The following is a 14354-nucleotide window of genomic DNA, read 5'->3' on the forward strand; positions in this document are numbered from 1 at the left end:
TGCACTCTCTTAAATAGTGTAGCATGCCTTTACGAAACTGCTATATGGAGATATTACCCAGTATTTTCAATACTCGTTGCGCATTATTTTGTGCTAACGAATCAAGCCAGGTCAAATCACTCCAACTTCTTAGCCAGGTAAACTGCCGTTTCGCCAGTTGCCTCGTTGCAACGATGCCACGAAACCGGGCTTCATCCAGAGAACATTCGCCCGCTAAATAAGCCCACATCTGGCGATAACCGACGCATCGAATCGACGGCATATCGGTCGTTAAATCACCGCGCTGATAAAGCGCTTTTACTTCTTGCTCAAAACCTTGTTGCAACATGGCATCAAACCGTTGCTCAATTCGTTGGTGCAACACCGCTCGATCTTCTGGGGCTATGGCAAATTGAGACAAGGCGTAAGGAAATCGGTTCAATGATTGTTGTTGATGAAAATGTGACAAAGGTTTACCGCTGATCAAAAACACTTCCAGAGCACGGGATAATCGCTGTGGATCATTGGGGTGCAATCGTTTGGCAGATTCGGGATCCACTTCGGTGAGCCATTGGTGCAAATGCTCACTGCCTTTGTCATGTAACACCTGACAGACCTGTTCACGAACATTGTCATCGGTGGCGGGCAATTCGGCGATCCCCTGAATCAATGTTTTAAAATACAACATGGTGCCGCCTGCCAATATTGGCCACTTGCCCGCCTGATAAATTTGTTCGATTAACGCCAATGCATCATTACGAAATTGTGCCGCCGAGTAAGATTGTGAAGGATCGCAAATATCAATCAGATGATGTTTCGCCTGTTGTTGCTCATCATCGCTTGGCTTGGCGGTGCCTATATCCATGCCGCGGTAAATTAAAGCCGAATCAACGCTGATGATCTCACCGTTTAATCGTTCACATAATTCAATCGCCAAACTGGTTTTACCGGAAGCGGTTGGCCCCATAACACAGATAACCGGTTTATCGGCATGTTGCATTAATGCACCTGCCCCAGCTTCGACAATAATGACGACTCACTGATTGAAAAAGCAAAAGGTCGCCAGTCGGCGCCTTCGGCAACCTGATGCTGCACCCAATTCTGCAACCATTGGCGATCATCTCTTGAGGGCGTCTCTGTATTATCGAGGGACTGCAAGTGCTTCAGTATTTGCTGTTTTAACTGATTTGCCCGATGTTCAACCTCAGTGCTGGTCGCTGCCGATTCATCAGCAGCAGAATGGGTGTTCGGCGTAGGGGATGTTTGAACCGATGCGTTAGACGGCATCTGTTTTTCAGAAAATGGCAGTCGCTGCTGCAATAAGCTTTGCAAGGCTGTTAGCCAATGATTCGCGGGTAATGGAAACGCTTGTTCGGTGGTTGAAGCATCTGCCATTAACAGAGGTAACTGCCGCACCATCACCTGAGTTGCGCCCGCTGGCGTCAACTCGATACCCGCTTGTTTAAAGACATCAAATAATGCCGGATTTTCAAAATCCTCACTGTGCTTAACGGTTAACATTTGCGGAATTAACAAGGGTTTACTCTGGCAATTTAAAAGCCAGCGTGATGCCATCCAGTTAAGATACCAAGACCAGGCATCAACAATGGATATGGTTTCTGATTCGGGTAACACCCAATAACGCTGTTTCCATAAGGTCTGATTTAAATTGAACGACTGGCTATTTTTATTGACACTAGACTGCTCAGAAACCGATGACATTTGCTGATAAGCATTGTGCTGCTCGGCAATGCGCTGACAATTTTCACTTGCGGAATAACCGTCTTTTGAATGAGCATAAACCTGTCTTGAGAAAGCTTGTCCTGAATAGGTCTTTCCTGAATTAGACTGCCCTGAATCAGACTGAGCTTGCCCGTCAGAATAAGACTGGCTGCCGCTCTGCGCCGACTGCTGTTCGAATGACGTTGTCGAGTTCATCGAAGTGTTATCCAGCATACTGGTTGATCCCGACAAACATTCTTCAATCAACTTCACCAGAAAGTCATGGATCTGTCGTGGATTTCGAAAACGCACTTCGTGTTTGGTTGGATGCACATTGACATCCACTTCATTCGCCGGACATTGTATATAAATGGCATAAGAAGCAAACCGCCCTTGCGGAATTCTGCCGGTGTAACTTTGGCGAATGGCGTGACTTAACAGCCGATCTTTTACTGGCCGACCATTAATAAAAATAAACTGATTGTCGGATTCACTACGATGATGTTGCGGACTGCCCAACCAGCCCTTAATGCTGAGTTCGTCCAGATCACTGTGAAAATATAACGCCTGCTGACTGAAGCCTCGACCACACACCAGCTTTAACTTTTCCTGCAAATGCTCAAACGATTTTGCGGCCGGATAACGCTTAATGATTTTACCATTGTGCTTTAATACAAAGGCCACTTCCGGATTAGCCAGGGCTTCACGTTTAACCGTATCTTCAATGTGCGTGAATTCGGTTTTTTCTGTGCGCAAAAATTTTCGTCTGGCCGGCGTGTTATAAAATAAATCCCGCACTTCAATACAGGTTCCGGTAACGGCAGCGGCTGGTGTGACTTTAACAGCCATATCGCGCCCTTCGGCCACTGCCTGCCAACCTAACTCGGCATCCGCCTGACGACTGCGCAATAATAACCGTGACACAGACGCGATACTGGCAAGTGCTTCACCGCGAAAACCTAAACTTTTTACCGCACAGAGATCATTAAAACTTTTAATTTTACTGGTGGCATGACGGGTTAAGGCTAGTGCCAGATCATCTTTGTGAATGCCGCGGCCATCGTCAAGAATGCGAATTAGCCGGGCACCGCCGCGTTCAATATCCACTTCCACTCGTCTGGCGCCAGCATCTATGCAATTTTCAACCAGCTCCTTAACCACCGAAGCCGGGCGCTCAACCACCTCACCTGCAGCAATCTGATTGGTCAGCTGAGTGTCTAATGAATGGATCCGATCCATAATTAGCGAGGAATTTGTAAGCGTTGTCCGACGCGTATTTTATCGCCGTTAATGTTGTTGGTTTTGCGCAACTTACTCAAAGAAACATTAAAGCGACTGGCGATCTCCGACAGAGTATCGCCCCCTCGAATAACATAATGGGAAGGGTTTACTGCAGCGTAACGGGTGCCATCGGGCGGGTTTTGTTTAAAATAACTTTTCAGCCCCTGAAATACCGAAGTCGCCAATGTGCGTCTGTGTTTGTAAGTATTGAGTAAGGATTCTTCCGACGGGTTTGAAATAAAAGCCATCTCCACCAGCATCGCGGGAATATCCGGCATCTTTAACACCACAAAGCCCGCACGCTCAACGCGCTTTTTATGCATTTTGGGAACCGAACGACTGAGGTAACGATGTACTTCGCTGGCGGCATCGAGACTGGCACTGACCGAATAGGTGGTCGACAGATCGAGTAATACCTGTGCCAATAACGGATCTTTATTACTTAAGCTTTCAACGCCACCGAGCAAATCCGACTCATTTTCCCGTTGCTCAAGCCAACGACCCATTTCGGATTGTGCGCCTTTTGGCGATACCACCCACACCGACGCCCCTTTTGCCCGATGGTCATGAAAACCATCGGCATGGAACGAAATAAAAATGTCCGCCTGATGCTGACGGGCTATTTGAGTACGTTTAACCAGACTGACAAAATAATCCCCTTTTCGGATTAATACCGATTTCATTCCGGGCTCTTTATCCACCATGCCGGCCAGTTGCTTGGCGACTTTTAAAGCGATGTCTTTTTCGCGCGTGCCTTTACGGCCAATAGCACCAGGATCTTCACCACCGTGTCCAGCATCTATCGCCACAACAATATCCCGTTTACCTGAGGACGGCTGTGTTTTATGTTTAACCGGTTCATCCTGTTTCGATTCATTGGTTAAATCAACCACCAACCGATGCCCGTAATTTTGAAACGGCGTCAATGTGAAAGAATTAAATTTGGCTTTCTTTTTTAAGTCGAGTACCACACGAACCGAGTCATCTTTTTCGCTGGTTCTAACGCGTTTAACTATGTCGGATTTAATTTCCAGATCGGCGGGATCAAAATTTAAATTGGATTTCGCTAAATCAATCACCATTCGGTGAGGATCGCTTAAAGTAAAGATACTGTGTTTTGCGGGCTCCGAAAGATCGAGCACCACACGAGTGGAATCGGGCGATTGCCAGAATCGCATACTCTTAATTTTAGCGGCATTTGCCTGACCAACCCAGGATAGTAGCGTTAACCCTATCAGGGTAAATAGAAATAGTTTTACTGTTTTATATCCCATAACCGACTGCTGTTTTATGGTATTGAATAAGATCGGATTATTTTAATATTAATACCGACCACCTTTCACGCTGCTTTTTTGTATAGTTATTTTTATTAACCGCTTTTTTATAAACTGTTTATAACATTCTCAAGGACAAAACCGGCAACCACTCAACGTTAAAACAGCCCGATTCTAAGACCGTCGTAAAACCATTAGGTTCTGTTGTACCGATTCTGTTGTACCTGTATTGATTTACCGGTATTAATTTACCGATATAAATTTACTGTTCAAACGCTACCGAAACTTTTTCAAGCAATGCTTGATGCTGACTGATGATGGTGGCTTGTCGCTGATCCTTATCATAACTTAATTCCACCCGAATGTGTGGCTCAGGCAACCAGTTACCACCCTTTTCTGGCCATTCGATTAACGACAGTGCCGATGCTTCGGTTAAATATTCATCAATACCTATGTATTCCAGCTCTTCGGGATCGGCCAGACGATAGAGATCGAAGTGGTAAACTTTATGCTCATCGAACTCATAGGGTTCAACCAGCGTGTAGGTAGGGCTTTTGGTGCTGCCGGTAAACCCCATATGACGCAGTAAGCCTCGTACCAGTGTTGTTTTTCCGGCACCCAGCTCGCCCACCAGAAACACCAGACCACGACTTTGCAAGGCACTGCCGAGAGCTGCGCCCAGTTGTTCAGTTTGTTCAGCGTTTGCTAAATGAAATGACTTGTTTAACACCTGTAAAACACCTATGGATTAACCAGTTGGCGAATATAAGGGAAAAGATCGGTGGCTAACAAGCCTCTCTCCATTCTTTGTTCGGTTTGTGTCACTGCCAGCTCTGCCGCTTCACCATGAATGGCAGCGCCAAGACGGGCCGCATCAAAGGGTGAAATGCCCTGCGCCACCAGTCCGGCGATAATACCGGTTAAAATATCGCCCATGCCGCCACTGGCCATGCCCGGATTACCGGCATTAACAATATTCATCTGACTGCCTTCGCCAATAAGCGTTCCCGGCCCTTTTAGCAAGCAAACACCATCGTATCGATCAATTAACTTCTGACAGCTGGCAAATCGATCCGACTGCACCTGTGACACAGATTCGCCAAGCAGTCTGGCCGCTTCACCAGGATGCGGCGTAATGATCCGACGGGCCATTTTTACCGGTCGATCAGCAAGTATATTAAGCGCATCAGCGTCCCATATCGTCACCAGATCGCTCTTTGCCTTGGAGGACTGAACAAAATCTTCGATCACCGCTACCAGATTTCGGCCCCATTTAAATCGACCAAGCCCAGGACCTATGGCAATAACATTGGCGGAATCGAGTAAATAATGCAGCCCTTCTTTGGAGGCATTATCCGACGCCGAGTGGCACATGATTTCTGGACACTGCAAACCGATAACATCGGCGTGCTGCGGATGGGTAAGCAGAGATACCAGCCCCGAACCTGTTCTGGCCGCCGCCTCGGCGCACATTCGTGCGGCACCGGCGAAACCGGGCACACCACCAATGACCAGAGTATGACCATTAAAACCTTTATGGGCGGTTTTACGCCTTGGCGCCAGCAGTCGTTCACCATCGTGATAGTGATAACGCTGACATCCCGACTTCACCAGTGAGAAAACCCCTTTGCCGCATTTCAGATCGTTTAGAACTATTCGGCCGCAATAATCCGCCGCAAGGCCGGTGAACAAACCTCGTTTTAAACCAATAAAAGTAACGGTGACGTCGGCATGAATTGCACAACCACCAATAGCGCCGGTGTCGGCATTTAAACCACTAGGTACATCCACGGAAATTACCGGTTTATGTGATCGCGCAATGGCATGGATGGCATTGGCATAGTGCTCACGAACCTCGCCTTTAACGCCCGTCCCCAACAGCGCATCGACCACCAACTCATGTTCCTGCAGCAAGGACTCGTGCCAGTCAACAGGCACAACACCGGTGGTTTTTAATCGCAAGAATGCCCGCTCGGCATCGTCTTTTGGCGAGTCGGCGCCGGGCATTAACGCGACAGTTACGGTTAACCCTGCCATGGCAGCAAGGCGGGCAACCACAAAACCATCACCACCATTATTGCCTTTACCACACACCACTAATATTTTACGCAGCTCCGGCCAACCGTCGCGCATTTCGTTATAAACAACCGCACCCGCACGTTCCATTAACGGGTAGGTAGCGCCATCATGAAAACGGGCGTAGAACTGCTCAAGCTGCTTTATTTGCTCGGCGGTGTAGAGTCGATTGGGATCCCCCATGCATAATCCTTAATTGTTTCGATTAACCGCTTGTTTAAACCATGGTTATATCTTTAAACCATAGCTATATCTTAAACACTTTCTCGCGATAAAACTTTAATTCTTCGATCGACTCACGAATATCATCCAGCGCCAGGTGCGCGCCTTTTTTAGTGAAACCATTTAACGCCTCAGGCTGCCAGCGACGGGTCAATTCTTTTACCGTACTGACATCTATATGACGGTAATGAAAATAGGCTTCGAGCGCTTTCATATGGTTTGCCAGAAATCGCCGATCCTGACAGATGGAATTACCGCACATGGGCGATTTTCCTTTCGGCACCCATTGCTCAAGAAATTCGATGGTTTGCAGTTCGGCATCCGTTTCACTGACAGAACTGTCTTTAACTCGTTGAGTCAGCCCCGACTTACCATGATGTTCCGTGTTCCATTCATCCATGGCATCGAGCACCTGATTGGATTGATGGATCGCCAACACAGGTCCCTCCGCAAGGATATTCAACTCTTTGTCCGTTACTATGGTGGCGATTTCGATGATGCGATCCTGCTCGGGTAACAATCCGGTCATTTCCAGATCGATCCAGATTAAATTTTGCTCGTTGACCATACTTACTCCCATTGAAAGATTTACCTGCGATTACTGCTGTACCAGCGCTTACATTCGCAAGTGTGTTGTTTTTTGGGTATTTCCGTTATGATCGCTTAAAATCATAAACATTTAAATCCATTGTTTATTTTAAAGCATAAACGAAAAAGGCAGGAACACAATGACCGATCTAACCAGTCTACAATGCAAATACGATGAGCAAGGTAAAGCCCCACTGGAGATGGATAAGATAAAACAGCTTTCGGCCGATCTTCCCGAGTGGCAAGTCAATCAAGATGGTACTCAAATTCAGCGTGAGTTTTTGTTTAAAAACTACTACCACACCATGAATTTTGTTAACGCCATCGCCTGGATTGCCAACAAGGAAGCCCATCACCCGGATATGGAAGTGAATTACGGCCGTTGTCTGGTTTCCTTTACGACCCACGATTCCGGCAACCGCTTAACCATTAACGATTTTATCTGCGCCGCAAAAGTACAGGCTTTGCTTGATGTGGGCAGTTTTGGGCCTAAGCTGCAAGAAAAAGAGTAATCACCCTTCGTGGCCAAACGGCAAAAACTTTCGCTGCAGCAAAAACGCCGCGTTGCCAGCAGTAAACAAAACAAACTGAAGCAACGCTCGGCTGCGCCAAGTTTTGATAACGATCATCTGGGGCCACTGCAAAACGGTGTGGTGATCAGCCGTTTTGGTGAACAGGCGGACGTGGCCGACGACAATAAAACCGTTTATCGCATTTATCTCAGGCAAAACCTTGGCAGCTGTGTCAGTGGCGACAAGGTTTTGTTTCGCCTGAATGAGCAGTCGCAAGGGGTTATAGAAGCAATTGAACCTAGAACATCAGAACTCACCAGGCCAACCCCCTACGCCGGTGTTAAAACAATCGTAGCCAACGTCGATCAAATATTTGTGATGGTCGCGCCCTTTCCCGATTACTCATCGTTAATCCTCGACCGTTATCTGGTAGCCTGTGAACTGGCCGGGATCACCACCCATATTATGCTGAATAAAACCGATTTGCTGGATCCGGAAAAGCAGGCTTTTTTCGACCAGCAAATTAGCTTGTACCAGCAACTGGGTTATCAGGTATTTTCATCCAGTTGTAAAACCGGACAAGGCATTGAGGCATTAAAACAGCAGATGGCTGGCAAAGAAAATATTTTTGTTGGCCAGTCGGGGGTTGGTAAGTCGTCACTTATCAATCAGTTGCTGCCCGATGTCACGGCATTGACGGGGCAGGTATCCGAAAACTCACGGCTCGGCACGCATACAACCACTGCTTCCCGACTGTATTTTCTGCCGGACTCCGGCTTTATCATTGACTCACCGGGGGTTCGAGAATTTGGACTGTCTCATATAGAGCCAGAACTGATCATACAGGGTTTTATCGAACTGCAACCTCTGCAGGGAGACTGTAAATTTCGCAACTGCCAACATCAAAATGAGAAAGGCTGTGCCCTGATTCGCGCTGCGGAGCAAGGAACTATCTCGAAGCAACGCCTGAAAAATTACCAAAAAATAGCCCTTTCAGCTTAAACGTATCCGTCACTTTTCAATTTTCTGCGGCTGGAAAATCTATAATCTTACTCTATCCTTAGAGCGTGTTTATCGTTAATTTATTAACTATTTCAATTCTTTACCTGATTTTCTTTAGCTATTTTCTGGGATACTGGTACTACCTGTGTTCCAGTTCTCATTTAAAAGCTCTAACTTGGGGTTTTTATCGTATAAAACGAAAAACCGAAGGAGTACACCAATGAAACGAATAAAATCCATTCTCCAGCTGTGCTTAATCTCACAGTTATCTTTTGCGGCATTTGCGCAGGATGACAGCACCATGATGGCACCCGAACCACCCCCTACCCAATTATTTGGCAGTGGTAAATTACTATTAACTGGCGGCATCCCAAACCTTGATGGCGCAGGCGGTGGTGGCATTACCACATCGGCGCTGATTGGTGGTTATGGTACCGATGGCCAGGTAGGCGGTTACGCCAATTACTCGTTGGTGGATGTTAATGACTATTCTCTAACAACAAAATCTATTGGTTTTGGTTTATTTAATCGAGTGGAACTATCCGCTTCAAAAAATGAATTTGATATGGAGCAGATTGGTCCAAACTTTGGATTAGGCGAAGGCTATACCTTTAAACATGATGTGGTGGGCCTAAAAGTTCGACTGTTCGGCGACGCGATTCTGGATCAGGACTCCTGGATGCCTCAGGTATCCATAGGTGCCAATCAAAAAGAAAGTGACAATAGAACGGTACTTGGTGCTATTGGTGCTCAAGATTATAAAGACACCGAAACTTATCTATCCGCCACCAAATTGTTTCTGGATATACCTTTACTTGTCAATTTCACTGCACGACACACTCGCGCCAATCAAAACGGAATTTTAGGATTTGGCGGCGATCAACAAGCCGATAAAGAATGGTTAGCTGAAGGTTTTGCCGCTTTATTATTAAACGATAACCTGGCTGTAGGAATGGAATACAAACAGAACCCAGATAATTTGTCTTTTGCAAAACAGGACGACTGGAAAGATATGTTTTTACTCTACACACCCGCCAAGCATATCAGCATAGCCATTGCTTATGTTGATATTGGTGATGTTGCACAGGAAAGCAATCAAACGGGTTATTACGCTGCATTAACCGTTAACTTTTAATTCAATCCATTCAAGTATGACTAACAGTGCGCATCAGTGTACCGTTCAGACAAAGAGGTTATTATGAGAAATTTATTTTTAGTACTTGCTCTATTTTCTATCGCAGCGTGTTCAACGGGCGGCTCTCAATCCACTCAGGCAGATCAGTCAACTCAAGTTGATCTTGCGGCTTATAAAGCGTTTGGTGAAAAAGCCGGCATAAAAAAAATCGTCGATGATATGTTTGTGGTTATTTTAAAAGATCCCAGAATTAAAACGTTTTTTGCAGAAACCGATAACGAGTACATCAAGCAACAGTTAACCGACCAGTTTTGCGATCAACTCAATGGACCCTGCGAGTACACAGGTGTTGATATGAAAAGTTCGCACGTTGGACTAAATATAGGTCGTCAACATTTTAATGCGCTTGTGGAAGCATTAAGAATATCCATGGATCAAAACAATGTTCCCTTCCGTATGCAAAATCAGTTACTGGTTAAGCTTGCACCTATGCATAAGGATATCATTGAAGAGTAATTAAACAGGCTTTTACAAGAGTTTATAAGACAGGTATTAAAAAGGTGTCATACAAAACCGTGACACCTTTTTAGCTTATATAAAACATTAACAATAACACTTAACCTTGCTGGCTTTTATTAACCGACTTATCAGTGCCACTGTTTTCCTTAGCTTTAGAATTATCATCCAGTTGTTTGTTTTTTAATATTTCTGGCCTTTCGTCCTTAACCGGGTCATCAGCGATACCAAGTATCGATAATTTTCCAATCACCCGTCCTTCAGACTCCAGGTTATAGGTTGCCGGAACTTGTTTATCGAGAACAATTGGATCGACATTTTTATAAGGCAATATCAACGATAAAACTCGTGCTTTAAAATCATCGGGCACCTGAATATCAAACGCATAATCAACCGGTTCAACAATAAAAGGCGTAATAGGATGATTATTATCAAACACCATGGCGTCATAATAATTACTTGGGATATTGGCAAGGTAGGAAATCATGGTTGAGTGCAAAAAGCAGCCAAGACGAACGATATAACCGGCCTTCCAATCGATTGGAAACTGCTTGCTTTGATTACGCCGCATAATCCCTGTATTTAATTTCAGTCCTAACTCCAGGTCATTAATAAAAATATTATGCCGGGTACGATCAGAATTGGCTAATGTCACATCGGCGCCCGGTTGAGACACATAAAGAGCCTGTAAAAAAATACGGCGAAGCTGATCGACCTTTATTGGAACCTTATTGTAATCTTCGTGCTCAAAATAAGCGACGGCAACATCCGCTTTAATATTGTCATTGAGTGTTAAGCTGCCTTTAAATACTTTTCCATCAATCGAAAAGCTCATCAATAATATAAGGAACAAAAAACTATATTTCATATTTCACCTTAAATTTTATTATTTATATCAACTTTGTAAATATGTAAGTCATATTCATTAAAATGTCATCTACGGTTAATGATAGAGCTTATAGATTATACGACTATATTCAGTGTCTGGATTATAACTCCTGACTGGAAACCCACTTTAAGAGGCCTATATTTTCAAACAACAGCTTAGCAAATTCAGATGAACTTGTATGCTTATCACGAAGCAGCATTAACAGCCTTTGCTTAAGGCTACATAAAACTATTCAACCTGTGACTCAATTCTAACTTTGACCTTTTTGCCACCTTATAATAGATATCAGATCATCAACCATGTTAGGAGAATTTATGATAACCAATGCTAAAAAGCGCGTATTAGCGTCCATATTACTAACCAGTGCCTTCGTTATATCCGGCTGTGATAATAGCAGTAACGACACCAGCTACCTGTCAATTGCCGTTAAAGATGCCCCCATTGATGGTGCAACAAGAGTCATGGTTCAGTTTGAAGGCATTGAATTAAAACCGAAAGATGGTAACAGTTTTGAAATTGATTTGTCTGAAATCCAATCGGTTAACTTGCTTGACTATCAGGGCAGTAACTCACTGCAACTTTTTAATGATGTTGCAATTGAGCCCGGCGAGTACAATTGGATCCGTTTAAAAGTAAATGCACAACAACAAGCCATGGATTCATTTATTGAATTTGATACTGGTGCCATGTACTCCTTGTATATTCCCAGTGGCTCACAGACGGGTTTAAAGTTAAATAACGGTTTTACCGCACCGGCCAATGGCGAAGCCGACTTTACCATCGACTTCGATCTTAGACAGTCAATTCATCAACCGGGAAATGCCAGTGATGATTATTTCTTACGGCCGGTACTTCGAATTGTGGATAACACTCAGGTGGGTCATATAGAAGGCACTGTTGCTGCTAATCTAGTAGCAGGGGAAACTTGTGGCGAAGTCAACGCGGTTTATCTGTATGATACTTCTGAGCTAGCGGTGGATGATATTGGCAGTGCTAATCCGCCACAAACAACCGCAACCGTTAAACTCGAAAACAACAGTAACCTGGCTTATTCACTTGGTTTTATTTTACCCGGAGATTATACGCTGGCACTAACCTGTCAGGCAGATCTGGATGATCCAGAAACCGACGATGACCTTGTTTTTATCGCTGAATTACCAGTAACGGTAGAAGCCGATCAAACAGCTACGATAAACTTTGAATAAATAAATCCAACTTTCATGATAGTACTCCAGCCCTGATAACGTTAAACGTTTCAGGGCTTTTTTTATTCTATTTAAATTGCACTTAATATTTGAAACCAAGGGATATAAACAGACCAGAGCAATCTGAATATTGAAAGCTCGGTTTAAAATGACGAATCCGGTTGTTGCAGAAATTCAATTTCTTGCTCCGTCGATTGACGACCTAAAATTGTATTTCGATGTGGGTAACGACCAAATCGATCAATAATCGCCTTATGTTTTAACTCAAACTCCAAGTTACCCTCTAAGCCAAGACGTTGAAATAAAACCACCGCCTGTTGATGGATCACTTTAGATTCACTGTGCATATAAGGCATATACATAAACAGTCGCTTTTGCTGATCCAGCTTTTTATCGTCACCGTTATCAATAGCCTGTTGGCTCAACACCAACGCCATACCATCAAATGCAAATGATTTAGGTTGATCACGATAAATATTTCGCGAGAATTGATCCAGCACAATGATTTCGGCCAGTCGTCCTTCCGGGTGCTTTCGCCAATGGACAAGTTCAGCGAGTCCAGCAGCCGTATGCCAATGACCAAACTGCTCGGTAATAACTCGATCAAACTCGGCATCTTTTTTCCACCATTGTGCAGGTTTAATGGTTTCAAACCAAAATTCAATAACTGCTTTATAGTCCATATTCATAGTTAATACCTGTGTAATTAGATGAGTTATTCAGACTAAGCCAGATTATCAATAAGCATAAAAACGCCATAAGAACTTTGCCTTTATTTGATTATAGTGTACTTCACAAGGTACTCAATTGATGCCCTAAAAGCATGGTGATCCAACAGGGTCTGCGTTAAAATTCGCACAACTTGATAACACACAGATATAAATTATGAGCTTTCTCGATCACCTGAAAACCATTCCACAATATTTAATACCGCAACATGGGCTATCGATATTAGCCGGAAAACTGGCAGATAAATCCATCCCAAAGCTGACGCCTGCGGTGATCAAAACCTTTGCCAGCCACTACAAAGTCGATATGTCGACAGCCGTTGAACCTGATTTAAATCAATATGACACGTTTAACGATTTTTTTACTCGCGCTATCCGTCCGGAAACCCGCCCCATTTGTTCAGACACAGATACCCTTGCCTGCCCCGTAGATGGGGTGATTAGCCAGTTTGGCTCGATAACCGATGGTCGGATTATTCAGGCCAAAGGTCACGATTACACGGTAAAAGAGTTACTGGGCGATCATGATGACTTGGCCAAACCCTTTGAAGGCGGCTCCTTTTGCACCATCTACCTATCGCCAAGTCATTATCATCGCTATCATATGCCGCTTGATGGCAAATTGACGCAAATGCTTCATGTGCCCGGAAAGTTATTCAGCGTGAACCCATTAACCGCCCGAACCGTACCGCGATTATTTGCTCGAAATGAACGTGTTGTCGCCATGTTTGATACGGCCATTGGTCCGGTAGCTTATGTTGCCGTTGGCGCCACCATTGTCGGCAGTATGGAAATGACCTGGTCGGGTGTCGTCACTCCCCCTTCCCGCCAAGAAGTTGCCAGCACCTCATACCCCGAAGGTGAAGTTTCATTAAGTAAGGGCGATGAGGTTGGTCGCTTTAGACTCGGCTCAACCGTTATTTTGGTTTTACCAAAAGGTAATTACGAATGGGATAACAGCATTAAACCAGAAGCGGAGACTTTAATGGGTCAGGCACTGGTTAAGTCAAAATAAACTTCCAACGATATTCTTTCTTACATTTTTTAAATAACCAGTTTTATATTAATAGACATAAGACTGGTTATTCCTCGGCTCAACTTCAAAAATCAAACCTCATAATACGACTATTTACTTTAAGTACTTTTCACTACCACGAATATTTTTATTAACCAATTCAGTCATAAGCCTACTAATACTCTACGGCTTCATTATTTTATTTTATAT

At 44.4% G+C, this 14354-nt stretch carries 14 protein-coding genes; 6 read left to right on the forward strand and 8 right to left on the reverse strand.

From position 1 onward, the window contains the following. Positions 1-40 precede the first annotated feature (40 nt). From miaA to orn, 6 genes are all read right to left on the reverse strand, one after another. Positions 41-979 carry a tRNA (adenosine(37)-N6)-dimethylallyltransferase MiaA gene (miaA, locus tag C8D97_RS08155; RefSeq protein ID WP_109763270.1) on the reverse strand — a complete coding sequence of 313 codons (939 nt, stop codon included), beginning with the start codon at positions 977-979 and terminating at the stop codon, positions 41-43. Continuing rightward, complete coding sequence (gene mutL, locus C8D97_RS08160) at positions 979-2940, reverse strand: DNA mismatch repair endonuclease MutL (protein ID WP_109763271.1); 1962 nt, start codon at positions 2938-2940, stop codon at positions 979-981. Before mutL ends, miaA begins: the two co-directional genes overlap by 1 nt. A 2-nt stretch (positions 2941-2942) precedes the next feature. Continuing rightward, positions 2943-4256, reverse strand: a complete 1314-nt coding sequence (locus tag C8D97_RS08165) for an N-acetylmuramoyl-L-alanine amidase (protein WP_109763272.1) — start codon at positions 4254-4256, stop codon at positions 2943-2945. Between the two features lie 262 nt (positions 4257-4518). Then, complete coding sequence (gene tsaE / locus C8D97_RS08170) at positions 4519-4986, reverse strand: tRNA (adenosine(37)-N6)-threonylcarbamoyltransferase complex ATPase subunit type 1 TsaE (RefSeq protein ID WP_109763273.1); 468 nt, start codon at positions 4984-4986, stop codon at positions 4519-4521. An 11-nt stretch (positions 4987-4997) separates the two neighbouring features. Continuing rightward, positions 4998-6515 (reverse strand): NAD(P)H-hydrate dehydratase, encoded by a 1518-nt coding sequence (locus C8D97_RS08175; RefSeq protein ID WP_109763274.1) that lies wholly within the window; start codon positions 6513-6515, stop codon positions 4998-5000. A gap of 64 nt (positions 6516-6579) precedes the next feature. Further along, complete coding sequence (gene orn, locus C8D97_RS08180) at positions 6580-7122, reverse strand: oligoribonuclease (RefSeq protein ID WP_109763275.1); 543 nt, start codon at positions 7120-7122, stop codon at positions 6580-6582. A gap of 160 nt (positions 7123-7282) precedes the next feature. Here orn and C8D97_RS08185 point away from each other — a divergent pair, with 160 nt between their 5' ends. The 4 genes from C8D97_RS08185 to C8D97_RS08200 all read left to right on the forward strand — a co-directional run bounded on the left by C8D97_RS08185 (position 7283) and on the right by C8D97_RS08200 (position 10307). Next, the gene (locus C8D97_RS08185) at positions 7283-7654 is read left to right on the forward strand and encodes a 4a-hydroxytetrahydrobiopterin dehydratase (protein WP_109763276.1); all 372 of its coding nucleotides are present in this window, start codon (positions 7283-7285) and stop codon (positions 7652-7654) included. Positions 7655-7663: 9 nt separating this feature from the next. Then, complete coding sequence (gene rsgA, locus C8D97_RS08190) at positions 7664-8656, forward strand: small ribosomal subunit biogenesis GTPase RsgA (RefSeq protein ID WP_109763277.1); 993 nt, start codon at positions 7664-7666, stop codon at positions 8654-8656. Positions 8657-8876: 220 nt separating this feature from the next. Then, positions 8877-9791 carry a DUF3034 family protein gene (locus C8D97_RS08195; protein WP_109763278.1) on the forward strand — a complete coding sequence of 305 codons (915 nt, stop codon included), beginning with the start codon at positions 8877-8879 and terminating at the stop codon, positions 9789-9791. A gap of 63 nt (positions 9792-9854) precedes the next feature. Beyond that, positions 9855-10307: a group I truncated hemoglobin gene (locus tag C8D97_RS08200; RefSeq protein WP_109763279.1), complete on the forward strand. Its 453-nt coding sequence runs from the start codon at positions 9855-9857 to the stop codon at positions 10305-10307. Between the two features lie 100 nt (positions 10308-10407). Here the strand turns inward: C8D97_RS08200 and C8D97_RS08205 are convergent, their stop codons facing one another. Further along, the gene (locus tag C8D97_RS08205; protein ID WP_109763280.1) at positions 10408-11175 is read right to left on the reverse strand and encodes a cupredoxin domain-containing protein; all 768 of its coding nucleotides are present in this window, start codon (positions 11173-11175) and stop codon (positions 10408-10410) included. A gap of 335 nt (positions 11176-11510) precedes the next feature. On the opposite strand from C8D97_RS08205, the gene C8D97_RS08210 reads away from it, so the two are divergent. Then, the gene (locus C8D97_RS08210; protein ID WP_170115192.1) at positions 11511-12401 is read left to right on the forward strand and encodes a DUF4382 domain-containing protein; all 891 of its coding nucleotides are present in this window, start codon (positions 11511-11513) and stop codon (positions 12399-12401) included. Positions 12402-12544: 143 nt separating this feature from the next. Here the strand turns inward: C8D97_RS08210 and C8D97_RS08215 are convergent, their stop codons facing one another. Beyond that, complete coding sequence (locus tag C8D97_RS08215; protein WP_210204892.1) at positions 12545-13090, reverse strand: DUF924 family protein; 546 nt, start codon at positions 13088-13090, stop codon at positions 12545-12547. A 196-nt stretch (positions 13091-13286) separates the two neighbouring features. Between C8D97_RS08215 and asd the strand changes: the two genes are divergently transcribed. Beyond that, complete coding sequence (asd, locus tag C8D97_RS08220) at positions 13287-14144, forward strand: archaetidylserine decarboxylase (protein WP_109763282.1); 858 nt, start codon at positions 13287-13289, stop codon at positions 14142-14144. Positions 14145-14354: the final 210 nt, after the last annotated feature.

The organism is Pleionea mediterranea (assembly GCF_003148745.1).
GTDB lineage: Bacteria > Pseudomonadota > Gammaproteobacteria > Enterobacterales > Kangiellaceae > Pleionea > Pleionea mediterranea.

Coding starts and splice junctions, on each gene's coding strand:
- C8D97_RS08175 (WP_109763274.1), bottom strand. CDS start 6,515: ATGGGGGATCCCAATCGACTCTACACCGCCGAGCAAATAAAGCAGCTT.
- asd (WP_109763282.1), top strand. CDS start 13,287: ATGAGCTTTCTCGATCACCTGAAAACCATTCCACAATATTTAATACCG.
- C8D97_RS08165 (WP_109763272.1), bottom strand. CDS start 4,256: ATGGGATATAAAACAGTAAAACTATTTCTATTTACCCTGATAGGGTTA.
- C8D97_RS08205 (WP_109763280.1), bottom strand. CDS start 11,175: ATGAAATATAGTTTTTTGTTCCTTATATTATTGATGAGCTTTTCGATT.
- C8D97_RS08215 (WP_210204892.1), bottom strand. CDS start 13,090: ATGAATATGGACTATAAAGCAGTTATTGAATTTTGGTTTGAAACCATT.
- C8D97_RS08195 (WP_109763278.1), top strand. CDS start 8,877: ATGAAACGAATAAAATCCATTCTCCAGCTGTGCTTAATCTCACAGTTA.
- C8D97_RS08200 (WP_109763279.1), top strand. CDS start 9,855: ATGAGAAATTTATTTTTAGTACTTGCTCTATTTTCTATCGCAGCGTGT.
- C8D97_RS08185 (WP_109763276.1), top strand. CDS start 7,283: ATGACCGATCTAACCAGTCTACAATGCAAATACGATGAGCAAGGTAAA.
- mutL (WP_109763271.1), bottom strand. CDS start 2,940: ATGGATCGGATCCATTCATTAGACACTCAGCTGACCAATCAGATTGCT.
- miaA (WP_109763270.1), bottom strand. CDS start 979: ATGCAACATGCCGATAAACCGGTTATCTGTGTTATGGGGCCAACCGCT.
- orn (WP_109763275.1), bottom strand. CDS start 7,122: ATGGTCAACGAGCAAAATTTAATCTGGATCGATCTGGAAATGACCGGA.
- C8D97_RS08210 (WP_170115192.1), top strand. CDS start 11,511: ATGATAACCAATGCTAAAAAGCGCGTATTAGCGTCCATATTACTAACC.